The following is a 20,207-nucleotide window of genomic DNA, read 5'->3' on the forward strand; positions in this document are numbered from 1 at the left end:
GGCGAGGATGGCAGGATCGTCGGGGATCCGGTGGCGGCGGCCGTCGGCGCCCCCGCGGGCCGGCATCCGGCGACGTCGATGTGACAGACTCGCCGCTCGGCATGTGCCGATGTCCACGCCGAGGGAAGGGGACCGATGGGCCTGACGCACCCGAGGGCGGTGGCCGGCGCGGCCCTGCTCGCGCTCCTGCCGGTCACGCTGGCCGGCTGCGGCCTCGGCGGCGGGGACGACGCCCCGGGCGGCCCGGCCAGCCAGTCCCAGCGGGCACCGGCTGAGGAGGCGGCGGCCAAGAGCCGGGAGCGGGTCCAGGCGTACCTGGACGCCATGGCGGCCAAGGACGTCGACGCAGGCCGCAGCCAGCTCTGCGCGCCCATGCAGACCGCCTTCGACGCCGCCGCCACCGGCCCGAACGGCGACTTCGCCGACCACTTCACGGTCCCGCAGGCCACCATCACCGACGTCCGGTCCGGCCCACACGGCGAGGAGGTGAGCACCTCGGTCACCGTGGCCGTCGGGTCCCGTAAGGCCACCCGCTCGCTGCTGTTCACGGTCACCCGTACGGGCGCCGACTGGTGCATCGCCGGCGAGGCGCTGGGCGGCAACACCCCGGAGCCCGGGGTCACCCCCTGACCCCGCACCCGCCGCGACCTGCGGCGGTCCCCGGACGTGTCGCTGATCTCCCAACCACCGGAACCGTCCCCCTCGGCGGCGGGCGGTCCCGGCCGTCGCCGTACGCTTTCTCCCATGCGCCATGAGTGGCATCAGCTGAGTCACCCCGCGGTGGGCAGCCCGGGGCTCCAGACCAGTCGTCCGACCGCCGACTCCGCCGAGGACGCGGCCCTCGGCCTGGACCGTTGGCGGGAGCTGCCGCGTGCGCAGACCCCGCCCTGGCCGGACCAGGAGCAGGTCGCCGAGGTCTGCAAGGTGCTGGACACCGTGCCGTCCGTGGTCGCCCCCTACGAGGTCGACCAGCTCCGGCAGCGGCTGGCGCTGGTCTGCGAGGGCAAGGCGTTCCTGCTCCAGGGCGGCGACTGCGCGGAGACCTTCGCCGACAACACCGAGAGCCACCTGCTGGCCAACGCCCGCACCCTGCTCCAGATGGCGATCGTGCTGACCTACGGCGCGTCGCTGCCCGTGGTCAAGGTGGCCCGGGTCGCCGGCCAGTACACCAAGCCCCGCTCGCTGCCCACCGACGCGCGCGGCCTGCCCGCCTACCGCGGTGACATGATCAACTCGCTGGAGGCCACGCCGGAGGCGCGGGTCGCCGACCCGCAGCGCATGATCCGGGCGTACGCGAACTCCGCCGCCGCCATGAACATGCTCCGGGCGTACCTGGCCGGCGGGCTGGCCGACCTGCACGCGGTGCACGACTGGAACAAGGGCTTCGTGAAGCAGTCCCCGGCCGGCGAGCGCTACGAGGCCATCGCCCGGGAGATCGACCGTGCGCTGGCCTTCATCCGCGCCTGCGGGATGACCGACGACGAGGCGCTGCGCACGGTCACCCTCTACTGCTCCCACGAGGCGCTGGCGCTGGAGTACGACCGGGCGCTCACCCGGATCTCGGGCAACCGGGCGTACGGGCTGTCCGGCCACTTCCTCTGGGTCGGCGAGCGGACCCGGCAGCTGGACGGGGCGCACCTCGACTTCATCTCCCGGATCGCCAACCCGATCGGGGTCAAGCTCGGCCCGACCACCACGCCGGACGAGGCCATCGAGCTGTGCGAGAAGCTCAACCCGGACAACATCCCCGGCCGGCTCACCCTGATCAGCCGGATGGGCAACCACCGGGTCCGGGACGCGCTGCCCCCGATCGTCGCCAAGGTCACCGCCGCCGGCGCCAAGGTCGTCTGGCAGTGCGACCCGATGCACGGCAACACCCACGAGTCCTCGAACGGCTACAAGACCCGGCACTTCGACCGGATCGTCGACGAGGTGCTCGGCTACTTCGAGGTGCACCGCGGCCTGGAGACCCACCCGGGCGGCCTGCACGTCGAGCTGACCGGCGAGGACGTCACCGAGTGCCTGGGCGGCGCCCAGGGCATCGAGGACCTCGACCTGCCCGACCGGTACGAAACCGCCTGCGACCCGCGACTCAACACCCAGCAGTCGCTGGAGCTGGCCTTCCTCGTTGCGGAGATGCTGCGTGGCTGACGCGAGGAGTGAGCTTGCGAGCCCCGCAGTCGGCAGCCGAAGGAATGACAGTGGCTGACGCGAGGAGTGAGCTTGCGAGCCCCGCAGTCGGCAGCCGAAGGAATGACAGTGGCTGACGCGAGGAGTGAGCTTGCGAGCCCCGCAGTCGGCAGTCGAAGGAATGACAGTGGCTGACGCGAGGAGTGAGCTTGCGAGCCCCGCAGTCGGCAGTCGAAAGGATGACAGTGGCTGACGAACTGATCGATCTGCGGTCCGACACCGTGACCCGGCCCACCGCCGGGATGCGCGAGGCGATGGCGACCGCCGAGGTCGGCGACGACGTCTACGGGGAGGACCCGACCGTCGCCGCCCTGGAGGCCGAGGTCGCGGCGCTCTTCGGGCACGAGGCGGCACTGTTCGCGCCGAGCGGCTCGATGGCCAACCAGATCGCCCTGCAGCTCGTCGTCCCACCGGGGGACGAGCTGCTCTGCGACGCCGACGCGCACGTGGTCACGTACGAGATCGGCGCCGCGGCGGCGTACGGGGGGATCTCCTCGCGGACCTGGCCGGCGGTGGGCGCGGAGGTCGACCCCGAGGTGGTGGCCGGGATGGTCCGGCCGGACGGCTACTTCGCGGTGCCGACCCGGGCCATCGCCGTCGAGCAGACCCACAACCGGGGCGGCGGCGGGGTGATCCCCCTGGCGACGCTGCGGGAGCTGCGCCGGGTCGCCGACGACCACGGGCTCGCCCTGCACTGCGACGGCGCCCGGATCTGGCACGCGCACGTCGCCGACGGGGTGCCGCTGGCCGAGTACGGCGCGCTGTTCGACACCCTCTCGGTCTGCCTCTCCAAGGGCCTCGGTGCGCCGGTCGGCTCGCTGGTGGTCGGCAGTGCCGAGAAGATCGCCCGGGCGCGGTTCGTCCGGAAGCGGATGGGTGGCGGCATGCGGCAGGTCGGCATCCTCGCGGCCGCCGGCCGGTACGCGCTGGCCCACCACGTCGAGCGGCTCGCCGAGGACCACGCCAAGGCGGCCCGGCTGGCCGAGGCGGTCGCCCCGTACGGGGTGCTCGCGACCGTGGTGCGGACCAACATCGTCCCGCTCGACCTGGCCAAGCACCCGCTCGACGCGCCCGCCCTGGCGGCCGCCGCCCGGGAGCGGGGCCTGCTGATCTCGGTGCTCGGCCCGCGCACGGCCCGCCTCGTCACCCACATGGACGTGTCGGACGACCAGATCGACCGGGCCGCCGAAACCCTGACCACCCTCCTGCGCGCCTGACCCGCGCACACCGCGTCCCGCCCGACGCCTTGTCGATCAAGAGGTTTGCGTCTCCCACGACGCGGATCCCGACGCAAACTTCTTGATCAACGCCGGGGTCCGGGCGGGCGGGGGGCGCGCGCGTGCGCGGGGTCAGGGGTGCAGGCGTTTCAGGGTTGCTATGTCGGCGGCGTGGCCCACGTGCTTCTCGGTGGGGGTTTCCACCAGGACGGGGACGCCGGCGGTGGCGGGGTGGCGCATCAGCTCCGCGAACGCGGGCTCGCCGATGGTGCCCTTGCCGATGCTCTCGTGCCGGTCCCGGGTGGAGCCGCACAGGTCCTTCGAGTCGTTCGCGTGCACCAGCTTCAGCCGGTCCGCGCCCACCGCCGCGACCAGCGCGTCCAGCGTGGCGGTCATCCCGCCCTCGGCGGCCAGGTCGTGCCCGGCCGCCCAGGCGTGGCAGGTGTCGAAGCAGACGCCCAGCATCGGGTGGCGGTCCACCGCGTCGAGGTAGGGGCCCAGGTGCTCGACCCGGGAGGCCAGTGACCGGCCGCCCCCGGCGCTCGGCTCGACCAGCAGCATCGGCCCGCCGGTGGCCGCGCTCTCGTCCAGCAGCGGGAGCAGGGCCTCGCGGACCTGCCGCATGGCCGCCTCGGCGTGGCCCGCGTCGACGGCGCTGCCGGCGTGGAACACCACGGCCTCGGCGCCGATGGCCCGGCCCCGGCGCAGCGCGTGCGCCAGGGTCTCCGCCGACCGCTCGACCGTGGCCGGGGTGGGGGAGCCGAGGTTGACCAGCAGCGAGGCGTGGATGAAGACCGGCAGGCCGCGCTCGCCGCAGCCGTCCCGGAACAGCACGTCCTGCTTCGGGTCGCCCGCCGGCAGCGCCCAGCCCCGGGAGTTCGAGACGTAGACCTGCACCACCTCGGACGCGGCCGCGTCGGCGTAGGGCAGTGCCGCCTTGGCCAGGCCGCCGGAGGTGGGGGTGTGCGAGCCGACCCGCCGCCGGGTGCTCACAGGCAGGTCACCGTGACCGGGGTGCCCGGCGGCACCGGCGTGTTCTCGCCCGGGTTCTGGAAGCGCGCCACCCCGTTGGGGTTGAGCTGGATGTTGACCGGGAAGCCCTGGCTCTCCAGCACCTGCTTGGCCTGCTGGCATGGCAGGTCGACCACCCGGGGCACGGGCACCTGGGCGGGCCCCTTGCTGACGTCCAGCTTGACCTGGGCGCCCTTCTCCACGCCGGTGCCGTCGGCCGGGCTCTGGCCGAGGACCTCGTCCTTCGGCTTGTCGGAGTCCTTGTACGTCTCGACCGGGGTCAGCCCCAGCCGGCCGAGGGTGGCGCGGGCCTCGGTGAGGTTCTTGCCCACCAGGTTCGGCACGGTCACCGGCGCGCGGCCCTTGCTCAGGACCACCGTCACCTTCGCGCCCGGCTTGACCACCGTGCCCACCTTCGGGTCGGTGGCCAGCACCACCCCGGCCGGCAGCGCGTCGTCGTAGCGGGAGCCGCCCTTGACCGGCACCAGCTTCGCGTCGGTCAGCTCGGCCTCGGCCAGCGCGAAGTCCTTGCCCACCACGTCCGGCACCGGCAGCCGCTCCGGACCGAGCGACAGGGTCAGCGTGATCGTGCCGCCCTTGACGATCCGGGTGGCGGACACCGGGTCCTGGCCCAGCACCGTGTCCTTGGGGATCTTCTCGTCGTAGCGGGGCTCGGCGTAGCGCAGGGTGAACCCGCCCCGGGTGGCCTGCGCCTCGGCGTCGGCCTTGCTCAGGCTCACCAGCTGCGGGGCGACCGTGTAGCGGCCCACCCCGAACCACCAGCCGCCCAGGGCGGCCACCAGGCCGAGCACCACGGCCGCCGCGGCGACCGCCAGCCGGCCACGCGGCGAGCCCATCACCCGGGTGCGCAGCCCGGCCAGCCGGGCGCCCAGGCCCTCGTCGGGGACGGCGCGGCGGCGGTGCGGGCGCTGCGGGCCGCCCTCGGGCAGCCGGGCCCAGGCGGGGCGCTCGGCCGGGCGGACCGCCGCCACCACCATGGTGGGCTGCGCGAGCACGCTCGTCTCGTCACCCACCTGCCGCAGCACCGCGGTGTGCGAGTTGCCGTTGCCCAGCTCGTCCCGCGCGGCCTGCACCTCGGTGAGCAGCGCGCCGGCGTCGGCCGGGCGGGCGGCGGGGTCGCGCCGGGTGGCCCGGGCGACCAGCCGGTCGAGGACCGGGGGCAGCGCCGGCACCAGGGTCGACGGGGCCGGCACGTCGCGGTCGACGTGCTGCCAGGCGACCTCCACGGGGCGGTCGCCGTCGTAGGGCACCCGGCCGGTGAGCATCTCGAACAGCACGATGCCGGCGGAGTAGACGTCGGTGCGGGGGTCCGCGTGGCCCTGGGCGACCAGCTCCGGCGCCACGTAGGCCACGGTGGCCATGAGCTGGTTGCCGTTCTCCTCCTCGGCGCTCGCCTCGACCGCGCGGGCCAGCCCGAAGTCGGCCACCTTGACCACGCTGTCCACCAGGCTGGCGGTGCCGCCGGTGGGCGGCTCGGCGACCAGCACGTTCTCCGGCTTGACGTCGCGGTGGACCAGGCCGGCCCGGTGCGCTGCGGCGATCGCGGCGAGCATCTGCTCGGCGATGGCCAGCGCCTCGTCCGGGTTGAGCCGGCGCCGCTCGGCGAGCACGTCGCGCAGGGTGCGGCCGCGCACGTACTCCATCACCAGGTAGGGGAGGCCGCCGTGGCTGCCCTGGTCGTAGACCGCCACCACGTTGGGGTGGGTGAGCCGGGCGATGGTCTTGGCCTCGTCGGTGAAGCGCTCGACGAAGCCGGCCATCCGGGCCCGGGCCTCGGGCGCCTGGGTCGGGTGAATGATCTTGACCGCCACGGTGCGCTCCAGGCGCTCGTCGGTGGCGGTGTACACGGTCGCCATGCCGCCACGGGCCACGCGACCGCGAATGCGGTAGCGCCCGTCGATCAGCGAGCCCAGCAACGTGTCGGCGACCTGTGTGTCCATCGGCAGGCAGTCTATGTGTCGGGAGGGTGAAGGTTGAACAGGATGCTACAGCCGGCATGCGACGGGGCGGCACCGGCGCACGCTCCCGCCGCGGTACGGGGTGCCGCCGACCGGCCCCGCCGGGCACGTGGCAGGGTGGTCGGGTGACCGATTCCGTACCCGCCGAGAGCGCCACCACCGGGGCCGACCTGCCCGGACCGACCGACCCGGCCGGCTGGCTGACCCTGCCGGACGTGGCCGAGCGCCTCGACCTGTCGATCAGCAAGGTGCACCAGATGATCCGCGACCGGGAGCTGCTGGCGGTGCGCCGCGACGGCGTCCGCCGGATCCCGGCCGACCTGGTGGCCAACCGCACCGTGCTCAAGCACCTGCCCGGCGTGCTCAACCTGCTCGCCGACGCCGGGTACGACGACGAGGAGGCGTTGCGCTGGCTCTACCAGCCCGACCCGACCCTCGCCGGCACCACCCCGGCGGCCACCCTCGCCGGCGACCAGGCCCGCGAGGTCAAGCGCCGCGCCCAGGCCCTGGGCTTCTGACGGCCACCCCGACCAGTCGATCATGAGGTTGGCGGCACGATCAGAGATCGACTTCGCCGCCAACCTCATGATCGCCCAGCGGGGGGTGGGGGTGGGTCAGTCGGTGCGGCGGGTGGCGGCTATGGCCAGGTCGACCAGGGACTGGCGGGCCTCGGTGTCCAGGTCGACGGTCGTGAGGGCGGCCAGGGCGCTCTCGGTGAGGGCGGTGATGCGCCGTTCGGTGCGGTCCAGGGCGCCGCTCACCGTGATCAGCTCGCGCAGGCGGGTCACCCCGGCGGCCTCCAGCGCGGGGTCGCCGAGGCCGCCGAGCAGCAGGTCGCGGCCGGCGTCGTCGAGCGCCTCGAGGGCCGCCGCCACCAGGTAGGTCCGCTTGCCCTCGCGCAGGTCGTCGCCGGCCGGCTTGCCGGTGCGCTCCGGATCGCCGAACACCCCGAGCACGTCGTCGCGGAGCTGGAACGCCTCGCCGAGCGGCAGCCCGTACGCCGAGTAGGCCGCGTGCACCTCGGCCGGGGCGTCGGCCAGCGCGGCGCCGAGCAGCAGCGGCCGCTCGACGGTGTACTTCGCCGACTTGTAGCGGGCGACCTTGCCGGCCCGCTCCAGCGAGGTGTCCCCGGTGGCCTGGGTGAGCACGTCCAGGTACTGCCCGACGGTCACCTCGGTGCGCATCTCGTCGAAGACCGGCCGGGCCCGGGCCACCGTGCGCGGGTCCAGGCCGGCGGAGTGCAGCACCTCGTCGGACCAGACCAGGCAGAGGTCGCCCAGCAGGATGGCCGCCGCGTCGCCGAACCCGTCCGGGTCGCCGCTCCAGCCGGCCGCGCGGTGCCGGGCGGCGAACCGCCGGTGCACCGCCGGCTCGCCCCGGCGGGTGTCCGAGCGGTCCATCAGGTCGTCGTGGATCAGCGCGCTGGCCTGCACGAACTCCAGCGCGGCCAGGGCGGCGACCACCTGGTCGGAGTCGACCCCGCCGGCGCCCCGGTAGCCCCAGTAGCCGAAGGCCGGGCGCAGTCGCTTCCCGCCGCCCAGCACGAACGCCTCGATCGTCTCGGCGACGGGCACCAGGCCCTCGTCGAGGGTGGTCAGCCAACCGCGCTGGCCGGCGAGGAACTCGGTGAGGGCCTTGTCGATCCGCTGGCGCAGGCCGGCGCGGTCGACGGGGGAAACGGGAGCAGCGTGGGTCACGCCGACGACGCTAGCCGGTCCCCGCCGCTGACGCCCGACCGCCGTCCCGGCGTGCCGCGCGCGGCGTGGGCCCGGATCGGCGTGCCGGCGGCGCCCGGGGACCGCCCGCCCGGGCGACCGGGAGGCGGGGGCGGTGCGCGGCCCGGGCCGGCGGAGTCGGTCCGGGCGGCCCCGGCCAGCCCCGGCCCGGCGGCGCGCGACCGGCCGGCGAGGGCCACCCGGCGCGGCGGCGGCACCCGCGGGACGGGCGAGGCGGCGGCTGCGCGCGGCGGCCTCGGCGAGCAGTTCGCCCGGCACTCCGAGGACCACCGCCAGCCAGCCGGACCAGAAGCCGCCGGGGAGCCGGCGCTGCCGCTCCCACCGGGACACCTCGTGCCGGGTCAGGGTCGGCACGCCGGCGGCCGCGCACAGCTCGGCGGCGACCCGCTGCTGGCTCCAGCCGCGAGCGGCCCGCAGCTCGGCCAGGAGCGGCCCGAGCTGGCGCGGGCCGGGTGGCGGGGACGGGGTCATCGGGTCCTCCCGGGGCGACGGCGCGGGTGGCGGCGCGGAGGCCCGGCGGTGCCGGACCGGCGCGTCGCCGATCGTGGCGACCCCCGCGCGGGCCCCCCGGGACCGGCCACCGGCCGGCCCCACCGCGCTGCCCCCTTCCTACCCCCGGGGTACGACGCTCCGCCGCCCTCGTGCTCGCGGGCTGGGAAGATCCTGGGTCGGCCCGGACCCGCCGGTTACAGTCGGTCCGTGGCGCTCGGTCTTCCCTCGGTCCTTCCCAATCCCCAGCCGGCCATCGGGGAGCTGATCCGTCACGGCCGACCCACCTTCTCCTTCGAGTTCTTCCCACCGAAGACCCCGCAGGGGGAGCGCCTGCTCTGGCAGGCCATCCGTGAGCTGGAGTCGTTGCGACCCTCGTTCGTCTCGATCACCTATGGCGCGGGCGGTTCGACCCGGGACACCACGGTCGCGGTGACCGAGCGGATCGCCACCGAGACCACCCTGCTGCCGATGGCGCACCTCACCGCGGTCAACCACTCGGTCGCCGAGCTGCGGCACGTCATCGGCCGGCTGGCCTCGGTGGGGGTGCGTAACGTGCTGGCCGTGCGCGGCGACCCGCCCGGCAACCCGGGCGGCGAGTGGGTCAAGCACCCGGAGGGCGTGCGATACGCCGAGGAGCTGGTCCGGCTGGTGCGGGACGCCGGCGACTTCAGCGTCGGGGTGGCCGCGTTCCCCTACAAGCACCCCCGCTCGCCCGACGTGGCCAGCGACACCGCGCACTTCGTCCGCAAGTGCCGGGCCGGGGCCGAGTTCGCGATCACCCAGATGTTCTTCGACGCCGACGACTACCTGCGGCTGCGTGACCGGGTGGCCGCCGCGGGCTGCGACACCCCGATCCTGGCCGGGGTGATGCCGGTGACCCAGCTGGCCACCATCGAGCGGTCCGTGCAGCTCTCCGGCGCGCCCTTCCCGCCGGCCCTCGCGGAGCGGTTCGCCGCGGTGGCCGACGACCCGGAGGCGGTCCGCCGGCTCGGCGTCGAGCAGGCCGGCGAGATGTGCGCGAAGCTGCTGGACGAGGGCGTGCCGGGGATCCACTTCATCACCCTCAACCGGTCCACCGCCACCCGCGAGGTCTGGCAGCGGCTGCGCGCCCACGCGCGGGTGTGAGCACCCGGCCCACGCCACCGCCGCCGCCCTTCTACGGTTGATCCGTGGTGGGCACACGGCTGAACTGGGACCAGTACGCGACCGCGTGGGCGCGGCTGCACGGCGGCTTCGACCCCCGGGTGGCCGCGCCGGTGGTCCGCGCCTGGCTGCGCTTCGCCTACCACGTGGGCTACATCCTGGGCCGGCTGCGGATCGGCCCCACCCCGGTGACCGTGGTCGGGGTGCTGCTCTGCCTCTGCGTACCCCTGCTGGTGGGGCGGGCCGGCGACGGGCCGTTCCTGGGCGCGCTGTTCGTGCTGCTGGCGGCGGTGGCGGACAGCGTCGACGGCGCGGTGGCGGTGGCGACCCACCGCACCACCCGGCTCGGCTACGTCTACGACTCGGTGGCCGACCGGCTCGGCGAGGCCGCCTGGCTGACCGCGTTCTGGCTGCTCGGCGCGCCCGGGGCGCTGGTCGCCGCGGCCGGGGGCCTGTCCTGGCTGCACGAGTACGTGCGGGCCCGGGCGGTCTCGGCCGGCATGCGGGAGATCGGGGCGGTGACCGTCGGGGAGCGGCCCACCCGGGTGTGCGTGGCCCTGGTCGGGCTGGTGGTCGCGGGCCTCACCGGGCTGATCGACACCGACCTGACCTCCGGCACCATCACCATGGCCACCACGGTCTGGGTGCTGCTGGCCGGCTTCGGCCTCGGCCAGCTGCTCTCCGCCGTCCGCCGCGCCCTGGTCGACGCCGGCTGACCCGCGTCCCGTCCCCGCCGGTGTGAGAAGGGGACCCTTCTCGACCGTAGGCGTTAAGAGGGGGCCCTTCCTTACCAGGCCGGGCCGACGGCGTCGGCGACGATCTCCGCGGACAGCGTCACCATGGGGAGGCCGCCGCCGGGGTGGCTGGAGCCGCCGACCAGCCAGAGCCCGGCCACCGGGCCCCGGTTGGCCGGGCGGAGCAGCCCGCCCGCGGTGCCGTAGATCGCCCCGCCCGGCGCGCCGGTCGCCGCGTCCAGGTCGGCCGGGGTGCGGATCTCCCGGAACGCCAGCCGGTCCCGCACGTCCACGCCCCGCTCGGCGAGCACGTCGAGGATCCGGTCGGCGTACGCCTCGGCCAGCCCCGGCCGCCGCCAGTCGACCGCGCCCGCGGCCGTGCCGTGGCGGGCCGCGTTGACCAGCACGAACCATGCCTCGTGCCCGGCCGGGCGGACCGCCGGGTCGTCGGCCACCGTGACGAAGACGGTCGGGTCGGGCGCGGGCCGGGCCCGGACGCCCCGCCCCGGGTCGCCGAAGACCGCGTCGAACTCGGCGTCGTGGTCGCGGGGGAAGAAGACGGTGTGGTGGGCCAGCCCGGAGTCGCCGCGGACGCCCAGCAGCAGGACGAATCCGGCCAGGCTGCGGTCGGTGAGCGCGGCCAGCCGGCGCGGGGTGGGCAGCAGGTCCCGGTAGAGGGTCAGCGCGTCGACGTTGGCCACCACGACGTCGGCGGGGACGGGGGCGGCCATCCCGGCGAGGCGTACGCCGTGGACCCGGCCGCCGGCCGCGTCGATCCGGGTGACCGTGGCGCCGGTCCGCACCACGACGCCGAGGTCCAGGCAGCGCGACAGCAGCGCGTCGGCCAGGGTGCCCAGCCCGCCGCGCAGGTACCAGCCGCCGTACGCCAGTTCGGCGTAGGGGACGGCGACCAGCGCGGCCGGGGCGCGGCGGGGGTCGGCGCCGGTGTAGGTGGCGTAGCGGTCCAGCAGCATCCGCAGCCGCGGGTCGGCCAGGTGCCGGCGGCTCAGCCCGCGCAGGGTGCGGCCGGGGCCGATGGCGGCGAGGTCGCCCAGCCGCCAGGCCAGCGCGGCCAGGTCGCGGGGGGAGTCGACGGTGCGGCGCAGCACGTCCCGGTGCGAGGCCGCCCACACCCGGCCGGCCCGCCGCCAGAGCCGCTGCCAGTCGGCGGCGGCGCGGTCGCCGAACGCCGCGCCGACGCGGGCGGTGAACTCGGCCGGGTCGGCGCAGGAGTCCAGGGCGGGCCCGCCGCCGGGGAAGACGTGCCGGACGATCGGGTCCAGCGGCACCAGGTCCAGGTATTCGTCGAGTTTCGCGCCGGTCGCCTCGAACAGGTCGTGGAACACCTGCGGCAGGGTGAGCAGGCTCGGCCCGGTGTCGAAGTGCCACGACCCCTCGGGGGTGTCGTGCCGGTGCCGGCCGAGCTTGCCGCCGACCGTGCCGGCCCGTTCGAGGACGGTGACCTCGTGCCCGGTGACCGCCAGCCGGGCGGCGGCGGCCAGACCGCCCACGCCGGCGCCGATGACCACGATCCGCGCCATGCCGCCGCCTCCTAGCTGGTCGGACGACCCCGCCAGGTGAGCCGGCGTCGCTTCCGCAGATGGTACGACCGGAATGTCAGCCAACCGAGGACCACGACCGACACGGGGTGTGCCAGCGCGTCGGGCCAGGCCCGCCCGCCGGTGGCGCGGGCGCTGACGGCCCGTCCGAGCACCCCCAGCAGGTATGCGACGAGCGCGACCATCGACACCAGGGGAGCTGTCGAGGCGAGCCCGAGCGCGATCAGCGGGGGAGCGGTGTAGAGCAGGAGCAGCAGGGCCACCACCAGGGCCGCGGCGGCCGGGTGCCCGAAGGAGGCCCAGAGCGACTTGGTGTAGCCGTCGCGCAGCTGCGGCCAGCTGTCGTACATCCGGCAGGCGGCCAGCCGGGAGCCGTCGGCCAGGGCGATCCGGCCGCCGGACCGCTTCACGGCCCGGGCCAGCTCGATGTCCTCCAGGATCCGGTCGGCCACCGCGGCGTGCCCGCCGGCCCGCAGGTAGCCGGCCCGGTCCACGACCAGGAACTGCCCGCCCGCCGCGGCGAGGGACGGCCGTGGCGAGCGTTCCATGGCGCGCAGCGGCAGGAAGGTCAGCCACAACCACTGCAGCAGCGGCTGCACGAGCCGGTCGGCCGCCGTCCGCACCACGATCCGGGGGTACGGCGACAGCAGCGTCGCGCCCGCCGCGCGCAGCCCGGTCACCGCCGCCGCGACGGCGTACGGGGTGAGCACCACGTCGGCGTCGACGAAGGCCAGCACGGTCGGGGCCGGGTCGGTGCGGGTGGCGAGCTGCCAGCAGGCGTGCGGCTTGCCCAGCCAGCCGGGCGGCGGGGCGACCCCGGTGAGCAGGGTGACCCGCGGGTCGTCGCCGGCCACCGCGCGGACCACGTCGGCGGTGCCGTCCGTCGAGCCGTCGTCGAGCACCACGATCCGCAGCGCGGGCACGCCGCGCTGGGCGAGCAGCGCGCGCAGGCACGGGGTGACCCGGTCGGCCTCGTCGCGCAGCGGCAGCAGCACCGCCACCGCCTCGGTGACCTCGACCGGGCCGGCGCCGGGGCGGCGCAGCCAGGCGGTGGCGTTGACGACGGTGTGCGCGGTGAGCACGGCGACCGCCGCGGCCAGGACCAGCGCGGGGATCATGCCGGCGCGTCGACGCGGGGCGTCGGTTCCGCCACCCCGGCGCCGGCCCGGCGCCGGCGGGCGCGCAGCAGCGTGACCGCCAGCGGCACGGCGGCCACCGCCATCCCGGCCGCGCCCCAGGCCGCCGAGGCGGGCAGCCGGAGGAAGACCGCGTGCGCCAGGACGCTGGAGGCGTACGTCCACAGGTAGAGGGCGAACATCGGCGCGTCCCGGGCGTCGGTGCGGTCGACGGCCGGCCCCGCGAGCGGGCGCAGCGCGGCCGTCAGCAGCACCGCGAAGAGCAGCCAGCCGAGGTAGTTGCTGACCGGGATGCCGGGCAGGCCGGGCAGGGCCGGGACGGCGTCCCGCCAGCGCCAGTAGCCCTCGGCCACCATCTGCGGGTCGAGGAAGAGGTCCCAGGCGGCCAGCCCGACCGCGGCGAGGGCGATCCGGCCCGGGCGGGAACGGGTGAGGCGGACCGCGGTGAGCCAGGCCGGCCAGGCCATCCAGGTCCAGGCCAGCGGGATGACCAGCGGCACCCCGGCCAGCTTCGGGCCCAGTTCCCCGGAGTAGTCGTAGCTGCCGAACGGGAAGCCGGTGGCCACGCCGAGCGCCTCGATCGCGAAGCCACCGCCGGTGGCCACGGCGACCAGCGCGAGCGCGGCGCGCGTGCCCCGGGTGAGCAGGGCGTGCCCGACGGAGAGCAGCCAGCCGAGCCCGACGGTGGCCACGGTCAGCCCGGCCCGGGTCGCGCCACCGGTGAGCGGGTAGCAGATCTGGGCCAGGACCAGGACGGCCAGCAACGCCCAGGGCAGCCGCTTCCCGCTCACGGCGTATCCGGTGCGGGGGCGGGGCCCGCGGGCAGCGGCAGGTCCCGGCCGAGCACGCCGAACGGCCGCTCGTCGCCGGGGAAGTGGAAGTGGCGCAGGATGTCGACGAAGCCGAACCGACGGTAGAGCCGCCAGGCCCGGGACTTCTGCTCGTCGGCCTCCGGCGTGGAGAGCAGGGTGGTGCTGCCCTCGGCCATGGTGAGCAGCGCGCGCAGTTGGCCGGCGCCCAGGCCGTGCCCCTGCGCGGGTGGGCGGACGTGCAGCTCGACCACCTCGAAGCAGTGGGTCAGCCAGCGCTGCCGGGCCTCGCTGTCCAGCGCCCGGTGCACCTGGTCGTGCCACCACTGGCCGGCGGCGCCGAGGTAGCCGTACCCGAAGCCGGCCAGGTGTCCCTCGGAGGTCAGGCTGGCGACGGCGCGGAAGCCGGGACGGCGGACGTGGGTGGCGATGTAGCCGCGCCGGGCCTCCAGCAGGTCGGCGCGGTAGCCCATCGCCTCGCCGTAGACGGCCACCACGTCGTCCAGCCGCCGGACCAGATCGTCCGGCGTCCACCGCACCAACCTCATGCGTTCCCTCTCGCCGCTTCCGGGCCGCTCTCGGGGGCGACCCATCCCAGCACCGCGCGGTCGCCGACCACGTCGGCCACCGCGAACCGCGCGAACAGTTCCTCCGCGTACCAGCCCTCGGTGGGGGTGCGGGTGATCGCGGCCCGGTGCTCCGGGTGACGGTACGCGAACGCGACGAGGTCCGCCGCGTCGCGCCACACGCTCACCGTGCCCTGCCAGCCCAGCGGGGCCTCGCCGACGCCGAACCGGGCGAGCAGCCCGGGCGCGGCGTGCAGGGCCGCGGCGACCGGCGGGATCGCCCGCCAGAAGGTGACCGCCCGGCGGGCCCGCAGCCGGGCCCGGGTCAGCGCCAGCACCGGCCCGGCGACCCGCCCGCCGGACGGCTCGCCGAACGGCCGGTGGCCGGACCACTCGCCCCGGCTGGTCAGCGGGCGCAGCTCCACCCGTACGCGGGCGCGGGCGAGCCGGGCCCAGGAGCGGCCGACCGGGGAGGCGTCGAAGCCGGCCGCCGCGGCGGGGGAGTCCCACACCACCAGGGCGGCCCACCGGGTCAGGTCGGTGTCGCCGGGGCCGAAGCCGGTGCCCGTCCCGGTGCCGAGCAGCTTGGCGAAGCGGACGCCGGGCATCCGGCGCAGCCGCGCCGGGTGGGTCGCCATCCGGGCCAGCGCCCGGGGGACGGCCGTGCGCGGGATCCGCCACACGTGCAGCGTGACGAGCTCGGGAGTCACGCCACCTCGTGCGGGGTGCCGGCGGTGAGCCGCAGCAGCTCCGCGTGCGTGGTGGGGAAGACCGCCTGCGGCACGCCGCCGGCCGCCCACACCTCGTCGTACGCCGCCAGCGCGGTGTCCACGATGGTGCGCAGCGGCCGCGGGTGCCCGACCGGGGCGACCCCGCCGATCACCTGCCCGGTGTGCCGCTTGACGAATTCCGGGGTGGCCCGGCGCAGGTGGGTGACCCCGAGGGACGCGGCCAGCCCGGCGGTGTCCACCCGGTGCGCGCCGGAGGTGAGCACCAGCAGGGGCGCGTCGTCGGCGTCGAAGACGAGCGAGTTGGCGATGGCGCCGACTTCGACGCCGAGCGCCTCGGCCGCCGCGGCGGCGGTGTGCACGGCCTCGGGCAGCAGGCGGACCTGGCTCGGGCCGCCGGAGCCGTCCCGCGCGCCCGCGTCGTCGAGCGCCCGCTGCACCGCCTGCACGTTCGGGTGTGGCTGCATGTCGTTCATTCTCCCCACCGCGCCCTCCCCGCCGCGCCCGGTCCCACCCCGGACGCGTCGATCATGACGTTGGTGCAGCGGCCGTCGGCGTGTCGCGACAACAAATCATGATCGACGGGGTGAGCGGGCGGTGATGAGCGCCTCGATGCCGTCGAGGATCCGGGCCAGGCCGAAGTCGAGGGCCGCGTCGGTGGCCTGCGGGTCGGTGTCGCGCAGGGCGGCGTCCAGCGCCGGGAACCGCTCCTCCCGGCCGCGGATCAGGGCGCCGAAGGCGGCCTCCCGGCCCGCGCCGGGCGCGTCGTCCGGCGCCGCGTGCTGGGCCAGGTTGCGGGCGTGCCCGACCAGCAGCACCGCGACGTCGAGCTGCTCGGCGCCGGTCAGCCCGGTGCCGGCGAGGGCGGCGACCACCCGTTCCAGCCAGGCCAGCTCGTTCGGGCCGGGCAGTCGGGCGCCGGCGGTCGCCGCCTGGGCCCACGGGTGCCGGCGGAACCGGTCGAAGAGCTGCCGGGTCCAGTCGTCGAGCTGGCCGCGCCAGTCGGCCCCGGCCGGGGGCGGGGGCGGCTCGCCGACGGCCGTCTCCAGCATGAGCGCCACCAGTTCGGCGCGGCCGGGCACGTACCGGTAGAGCGCCATCTTGGTGACGTCCAGCGACTCGGCGACCCGCTGCATGGTCAGCCCGTCGAGCCCGTCGGCGTCGGCGATGGTGATGCCGGCGCGGGCGATCGCGGCCAGCGTGAGGGTGGGGCGCGGCCCGCGCCGGGGACCGGTCGGGGTCCCCCACAGCAGTTCCCGCAGCCGGCCCTGGTCGGCGGTCTCCACGATCACCCCTCTTGTCCTCGGTCCGAAACTGTGTCTAGAGTACTCTGTATCCAAGGGACACAGTTTTAGGACGGGGAATGACATGTCCACTCCACTTCGCGGTTTCCGTGTGCTCGTCTCCGGCGCCGGGGTCGCCGGCCCGGCGGTGGCCTGGTGGCTGACCCGGCACGGGGCCGAGGTCACCGTCGTCGAGGCCGCTCCCGCGCTGCGGACCAGCGGCTTCGCGGTCGACTTCCGCGGACCCACCCACCTCGGCGTGCTCGCCGCCATGGGCGTGCTCGACGAGTTGCGCGCGGTGCAGACCCACGCCGGCGCCATGAGCCGGGTGGACGAGCACGACCGGGAGATCTTCCGGCTGCCGGCCGAGTTCGCCGGCGGCGAGCTGGAGGTCCTCCGCCGGGACCTGTCCCGGATCCTCCACGAGCACAGCGCCGACCGGGTCGGGTACGTGTTCGGCGACCGGATCACCGCGCTCACCGAGACCGCCGACGGGGTGCGGGTCGACCTGGCCCGGGGCGCCTCCCGCACCGTCGACCTGGTGATCGGGGCGGACGGGCTGCACTCCGGCGTGCGGCGGCTGGCGTTCGGGCCGGAATCGGCGTACGTCCGCCACCTCGGCTACCACCTGGCCGGCTGGGACGTGCCCGACGACGGCTTCGACGTCGTCCCCCGGCAGTACAACGTGCCCGGCCGGATGGCCAGCGTGGCCGCCGACCAGCGCGCCCCGGGCCGGGCTGGCGCCCTCGTCGTGTTCGCCTCGCCCCGGCAGGACCACGACCGGCTCGACCTCGACCGGCAGAAGGCGTTGATCACCGACGCCTTCGCCGGGCTGGGCTGGCACGTGCCCCGGCTGCTCGCCGGTCTGCGCGCCGCGCCCGAGCTCTACTTCGACGCGATCGCCCGGGTCAGCGTGCCCCGCTGGCACACCGGCCGGGCGGTGCTGCTCGGCGACGCGGCCTGGGGGGTGACCCTCGGCGGGATGGGGGTGGGCACCGGGCTCGTCGGGGCGTACGTGCTCGCCGGTGAGCTGGCCCTGGCCGGCGGCGACCACCGGGTGGCGCTGCCGGCGTACGAGCGGCGGATGCGGGGCTACGCCGGCCGCTGGCAGCGCGGTGCCAGCCCCGGCCACTTCCTCGCGCCGGCCAGCGGCTGGGGGCTGTGGCTGCGCGACCGGCTGCTGGCCACCCGCCCGGTCCGGTCGCTGCTGGTCCGCAGCACCGACTCGCTGGCCACCGAGGCCGACCTGCCCGACTACGCGGCGCGGGTCTGAGCCGCCGGTGTGGACGAGGGCCGCCTCGCGCCCTGGGACCGGAGTTCGGCGCTCCTCTGCCGGTGCTGTGCGCGCCCGGAGAATCCGGTCGTCTCCCGGCGCGCCACACGTTGCGTTTTCGTCGGAGGGGAGGTGTACTGTCAGAGCAGTTAGAACGAGTGTTCGATTCAGTCGTACGCTCGTTCCAACGTCCGGGAGCGGTGTTTCGCGGCTCCGGCTCCCGGGAGGTGCGGTTCCGCGGACCGCACCGGGCTCCGGACAGTCGCGAGTCCGGACCCGTCAAGGCAGGATCGTCGCCCGCCGCCCACGACCCCCGGGCGGCGGGCGACGGACCCGCCGGTACGCCGGCCGGGTGTGGTGTGGGGAAGCATCCACACCCGGCCGGCCCCCACCTGGTGCGTCTTCCTCCGCACCGCCCGTTCCGGGCGTCCCGGGCGACGGTTCCCGTCGCGCGGCCGCCCCGCCCCGGCCCACGCGGAGGAGAGACCATGTCGACCAGTCCGGCCCAGGCGCCCACGGTGCCCGCGCACGTGCTGCCGCACCGCACCCCCGCCCAACTGCTCGTGGTGGCCCGCCACGGACTGGCCGAGGCCGCCCGGACCCGCCCCGACGGCCTCCGGTACGCCGCCGCCCACCTCGCCGCGCTGCGCGCCGCCGCCGCCCTGCTGGCCGCCCGCGCCCGCCCCGCACCGACCCGGCGCAACCGGATCACCAGCGTCTGGGTGCTGCTCGCCGCCGTCGCCCCCGAGTTGGACGAGTGGGCCGCCTACTTCGCCGCCGGCGCCAGCAAGCGGGCCGCCGCCGAGGCCGGCATCCCCCGCGTGGTCACCGCCCGGGAGGCCGACGACCTGCTCCGCGCCGCCGATGAGTTCGTGACCGTGGTGGAGACCGCGCTCGGCCTGGCACACCAACCGGCGCTCGACGAACCGCACCGGCCACTCCGGCTCGGCGTGCCTGACGCCCTGCCGCGACCCGGAGCAGCCGCCGCCTGAGTCGCGGCGCCCGGCCACCACCGGCGGGACCCCGGGTGGCCGGGCGCCGCTCCCGGCGACGGCGAGCACGCCGCGCCGGGCCGCACGCGCGTCCCGCACCGCACGATCCAAGCACCATCCACGGGCCGGTGCCCGTGGTGAACACACGACGGGGGGTAGGTCCGATGGCGGGCCGCATGGTGGTCGGTTCCGCCGCCCTGGCCGAGTTGGTACGCCCGGCCAGCGCGCCCGACCCGGCGGGTGGCCACCGGGTGCTCCCCGTCCGGCCCGAGCTGACCGGGCTGCTGCCCAACCGCGGGCTGCGGCGCGGCAGCACCATCGCGGTCGGCGCCGGCCAGCCCCGGCGCAGCGGCGCCACCTCCCTGATCCTCGCCCTGCTCGCCGAGGCGTCCCGGGCCGGCTCGTGGTGCGCCGTGGTCGGCGTGCCCACCTTCGGGGCGGGCGCGGCGGCCGAGGCCGGCATCGCCCTGGATCGGCTCGAAGCGGGCGGGTTCGCAAATTCCCGCGCGGCAGAGGGTTGGAACCGGCGCCAGACTAACGGATCAACACGTCATGGCAGGTCGGGTTCGCTGGACCCCTGGCGCCGCGCCTCATGGTTGAGGACTCTCGGCGAAAGGGAGGTCGAAAGGCATGGCTGACCTCGCGCGGCTGCGGGCGATGGTTGGACAGACGGATCCACGGGCCGCTGTAGGTGATCGACTGCCGCTGGTAGCTCCGATGGAGAGGTTGCTCGGCCAGAAGCTGCGTCGCGGCACGGTGATAGCGATCGAGGGCGATGCGGCGCGCTACTCGCTGGCGATGGTGCTGCTGGCTGGAATATCCCGGGCAGGGGGTTGGTGCGGAGTGGTGGGTGCCCCCGAGTTCGGCTATGCCGCAGCCGAGGGGTACGGCGTCCAGCTGGACGCGTTGGGCCTGGTCCCGCATCCTGGCCCGGAATGGCCGACAGTGGTCTCCGCCTTGTCCGCCGGCATGGCAGCTGTACTCGTCCGTCCACCCGAGCGGGTGTCCGGACAAATGGCGCGCCGATTGATCGCGAAGGCCCGTCAGGCCGGCTGCGTGGTGCTCACGATGGGATCTGCCTGGGAAGGCAGTGACGTGCGGTTGTCCGTCGTCCGGCGGGAGTGGGTGGGGCTCGGTCAGGGCAGGGGCCGTATCCGGCGGTGCCGGGTCACGGTGGTGGCTTCGCATCGTCCCCATGTCAGGCTCGACATGTGGATGCCAGCCGATGACGGCACGGCTCAGGCGGTTCAAACCGTGTCGGACCTGGCGGGGCCGGCGGTAACAGCAACGACCCAGGTTGGCATTGGAGCTCGGACGGCTTGACCTAAAGAGCCCACTACCCGGAGTGGACCGCCTCGG

19 protein-coding genes and 1 pseudogene are annotated in these 20,207 nt (G+C 75.6%); 10 read left to right on the top strand and 10 right to left on the bottom strand.

The features are described 5' to 3' along the window. The first annotated feature begins 135 nt into the window (after positions 1-135). The 3 genes from RMN56_RS20510 (at position 136) to RMN56_RS20520 (ending at position 3,407) form a co-directional block, all read left to right on the top strand. The gene (locus RMN56_RS20510; RefSeq protein ID WP_313719126.1) at positions 136-630 is read left to right on the top strand and encodes a hypothetical protein; all 495 of its coding nucleotides are present in this window, start codon (positions 136-138) and stop codon (positions 628-630) included. A gap of 114 nt (positions 631-744) precedes the next feature. Next, on the top strand, positions 745-2,151 hold the full coding sequence (locus tag RMN56_RS20515; protein WP_151465666.1) for a class II 3-deoxy-7-phosphoheptulonate synthase: 1,407 nt from the start codon (positions 745-747) through the stop codon (positions 2,149-2,151). A 224-nt stretch (positions 2,152-2,375) separates the two neighbouring features. Further along, entirely contained in the window at positions 2,376-3,407 is a 1,032-nt protein-coding gene (locus tag RMN56_RS20520) for a threonine aldolase family protein (RefSeq protein WP_313719127.1), read from the top strand. Positions 3,408-3,539: 132 nt separating this feature from the next. On the opposite strand, the gene RMN56_RS20525 is transcribed toward RMN56_RS20520, so the two are convergent. Then, positions 3,540-4,400, bottom strand: coding sequence for a deoxyribonuclease IV (locus tag RMN56_RS20525; protein ID WP_313719128.1), 861 nt, complete (start codon positions 4,398-4,400; stop codon positions 3,540-3,542). Then, a complete protein-coding gene (gene pknB / locus RMN56_RS20530; protein ID WP_313719129.1) occupies positions 4,397-6,379 on the bottom strand; it encodes a Stk1 family PASTA domain-containing Ser/Thr kinase in 1,983 nt (660 codons plus the stop codon). The genes RMN56_RS20525 and pknB overlap by 4 nt, the downstream gene beginning before the upstream one ends. Before the next feature lie 143 nt (positions 6,380-6,522). Between pknB and RMN56_RS20535 the strand changes: the two genes are divergently transcribed. After that, positions 6,523-6,915, top strand: coding sequence for an Rv2175c family DNA-binding protein (locus tag RMN56_RS20535; protein WP_376787210.1), 393 nt, complete (start codon positions 6,523-6,525; stop codon positions 6,913-6,915). A 96-nt stretch (positions 6,916-7,011) separates the two neighbouring features. Here RMN56_RS20535 and RMN56_RS20540 read toward each other — a convergent pair whose 3' ends face one another. Continuing rightward, positions 7,012-8,094 (bottom strand): polyprenyl synthetase family protein, encoded by a 1,083-nt coding sequence (locus RMN56_RS20540; RefSeq protein ID WP_313724806.1) that lies wholly within the window; start codon positions 8,092-8,094, stop codon positions 7,012-7,014. Between the two features lie 738 nt (positions 8,095-8,832). Here RMN56_RS20540 and metF point away from each other — a divergent pair. Further along, on the top strand, positions 8,833-9,750 hold the full coding sequence (gene metF, locus RMN56_RS20550) for a methylenetetrahydrofolate reductase [NAD(P)H] (protein WP_313719130.1): 918 nt from the start codon (positions 8,833-8,835) through the stop codon (positions 9,748-9,750). A 44-nt stretch (positions 9,751-9,794) separates the two neighbouring features. Further along, positions 9,795-10,484, top strand: coding sequence for a CDP-alcohol phosphatidyltransferase family protein (locus tag RMN56_RS20555; protein ID WP_313719131.1), 690 nt, complete (start codon positions 9,795-9,797; stop codon positions 10,482-10,484). 71 nt (positions 10,485-10,555) lie between these two features. On the opposite strand, the gene RMN56_RS20560 is transcribed toward RMN56_RS20555, so the two are convergent. The 7 genes from RMN56_RS20560 to RMN56_RS20590 all read right to left on the bottom strand — a co-directional run bounded on the left by RMN56_RS20560 (position 10,556) and on the right by RMN56_RS20590 (position 16,592). Next, positions 10,556-12,043: a phytoene desaturase family protein gene (locus RMN56_RS20560; protein WP_313719132.1), complete on the bottom strand. Its 1,488-nt coding sequence runs from the start codon at positions 12,041-12,043 to the stop codon at positions 10,556-10,558. Between the two features lie 11 nt (positions 12,044-12,054). Continuing rightward, positions 12,055-13,179 (bottom strand): glycosyltransferase family 2 protein, encoded by a 1,125-nt coding sequence (locus tag RMN56_RS20565; RefSeq protein WP_313719133.1) that lies wholly within the window; start codon positions 13,177-13,179, stop codon positions 12,055-12,057. Next, a complete protein-coding gene (locus RMN56_RS20570) occupies positions 13,176-13,988 on the bottom strand; it encodes a carotenoid biosynthesis protein (RefSeq protein WP_313719135.1) in 813 nt (270 codons plus the stop codon). The genes RMN56_RS20565 and RMN56_RS20570 overlap by 4 nt, the downstream gene beginning before the upstream one ends. Next, positions 13,985-14,554: a GNAT family N-acetyltransferase gene (locus RMN56_RS20575; RefSeq protein ID WP_313719136.1), complete on the bottom strand. Its 570-nt coding sequence runs from the start codon at positions 14,552-14,554 to the stop codon at positions 13,985-13,987. Before RMN56_RS20575 ends, RMN56_RS20570 begins: the two co-directional genes overlap by 4 nt. Next, entirely contained in the window at positions 14,551-15,282 is a 732-nt protein-coding gene (locus RMN56_RS20580; RefSeq protein WP_313719137.1) for a monooxygenase, read from the bottom strand. Before RMN56_RS20580 ends, RMN56_RS20575 begins: the two co-directional genes overlap by 4 nt. Next, positions 15,279-15,767 carry a YbaK/EbsC family protein gene (locus tag RMN56_RS20585; protein ID WP_313719138.1) on the bottom strand — a complete coding sequence of 163 codons (489 nt, stop codon included), beginning with the start codon at positions 15,765-15,767 and terminating at the stop codon, positions 15,279-15,281. The genes RMN56_RS20580 and RMN56_RS20585 overlap by 4 nt, the downstream gene beginning before the upstream one ends. A 105-nt stretch (positions 15,768-15,872) precedes the next feature. Next, positions 15,873-16,592: a TetR/AcrR family transcriptional regulator gene (locus tag RMN56_RS20590; protein ID WP_313719139.1), complete on the bottom strand. Its 720-nt coding sequence runs from the start codon at positions 16,590-16,592 to the stop codon at positions 15,873-15,875. Positions 16,593-16,668: 76 nt separating this feature from the next. On the opposite strand from RMN56_RS20590, the gene RMN56_RS20595 reads away from it, so the two are divergent. From RMN56_RS20595 to imuA', 4 genes and pseudogenes are all read left to right on the top strand, one after another. Further along, positions 16,669-17,856, top strand: a complete 1,188-nt coding sequence (locus RMN56_RS20595) for an FAD-dependent monooxygenase (RefSeq protein WP_313719140.1) — start codon at positions 16,669-16,671, stop codon at positions 17,854-17,856. A 488-nt stretch (positions 17,857-18,344) separates the two neighbouring features. Continuing rightward, positions 18,345-18,848 carry an SAV_6107 family HEPN domain-containing protein gene (locus RMN56_RS20600; RefSeq protein WP_313719141.1) on the top strand — a complete coding sequence of 168 codons (504 nt, stop codon included), beginning with the start codon at positions 18,345-18,347 and terminating at the stop codon, positions 18,846-18,848. A gap of 164 nt (positions 18,849-19,012) precedes the next feature. Beyond that, positions 19,013-19,327: pseudogene (locus RMN56_RS20605) on the top strand (ImuA'/RecA-like NTPase); the annotation flags it as partial. Between the two features lie 151 nt (positions 19,328-19,478). Continuing rightward, positions 19,479-20,171 (top strand): DnaE2-dependent mutagenesis accessory factor ImuA', encoded by a 693-nt coding sequence (imuA', locus tag RMN56_RS20610; RefSeq protein WP_313719142.1) that lies wholly within the window; start codon positions 19,479-19,481, stop codon positions 20,169-20,171. Positions 20,172-20,207: the final 36 nt, after the last annotated feature.

Source organism: Micromonospora halotolerans (assembly GCF_032108445.1).
Lineage (GTDB): Bacteria > Actinomycetota > Actinomycetes > Mycobacteriales > Micromonosporaceae > Micromonospora > Micromonospora halotolerans.

What these genes read in the sequence shown, in the direction of transcription:
- imuA' (WP_313719142.1), top strand. Translation starts at nt 19,479, where the DNA reads ATGGCTGACCTCGCGCGGCTGCGGGCGATGGTTGGACAGACGGATCCA.
- RMN56_RS20575 (WP_313719136.1), bottom strand. Translation starts at nt 14,554, where the DNA reads ATGAGGTTGGTGCGGTGGACGCCGGACGATCTGGTCCGGCGGCTGGAC.
- RMN56_RS20595 (WP_313719140.1), top strand. Translation starts at nt 16,669, where the DNA reads ATGTCCACTCCACTTCGCGGTTTCCGTGTGCTCGTCTCCGGCGCCGGG.
- RMN56_RS20565 (WP_313719133.1), bottom strand. Translation starts at nt 13,179, where the DNA reads ATGATCCCCGCGCTGGTCCTGGCCGCGGCGGTCGCCGTGCTCACCGCG.
- RMN56_RS20510 (WP_313719126.1), top strand. Translation starts at nt 136, where the DNA reads ATGGGCCTGACGCACCCGAGGGCGGTGGCCGGCGCGGCCCTGCTCGCG.
- pknB (WP_313719129.1), bottom strand. Translation starts at nt 6,379, where the DNA reads ATGGACACACAGGTCGCCGACACGTTGCTGGGCTCGCTGATCGACGGG.
- RMN56_RS20560 (WP_313719132.1), bottom strand. Translation starts at nt 12,043, where the DNA reads ATGGCGCGGATCGTGGTCATCGGCGCCGGCGTGGGCGGTCTGGCCGCC.
- RMN56_RS20515 (WP_151465666.1), top strand. Translation starts at nt 745, where the DNA reads ATGCGCCATGAGTGGCATCAGCTGAGTCACCCCGCGGTGGGCAGCCCG.
- RMN56_RS20600 (WP_313719141.1), top strand. Translation starts at nt 18,345, where the DNA reads ATGTCGACCAGTCCGGCCCAGGCGCCCACGGTGCCCGCGCACGTGCTG.
- RMN56_RS20585 (WP_313719138.1), bottom strand. Translation starts at nt 15,767, where the DNA reads ATGCAGCCACACCCGAACGTGCAGGCGGTGCAGCGGGCGCTCGACGAC.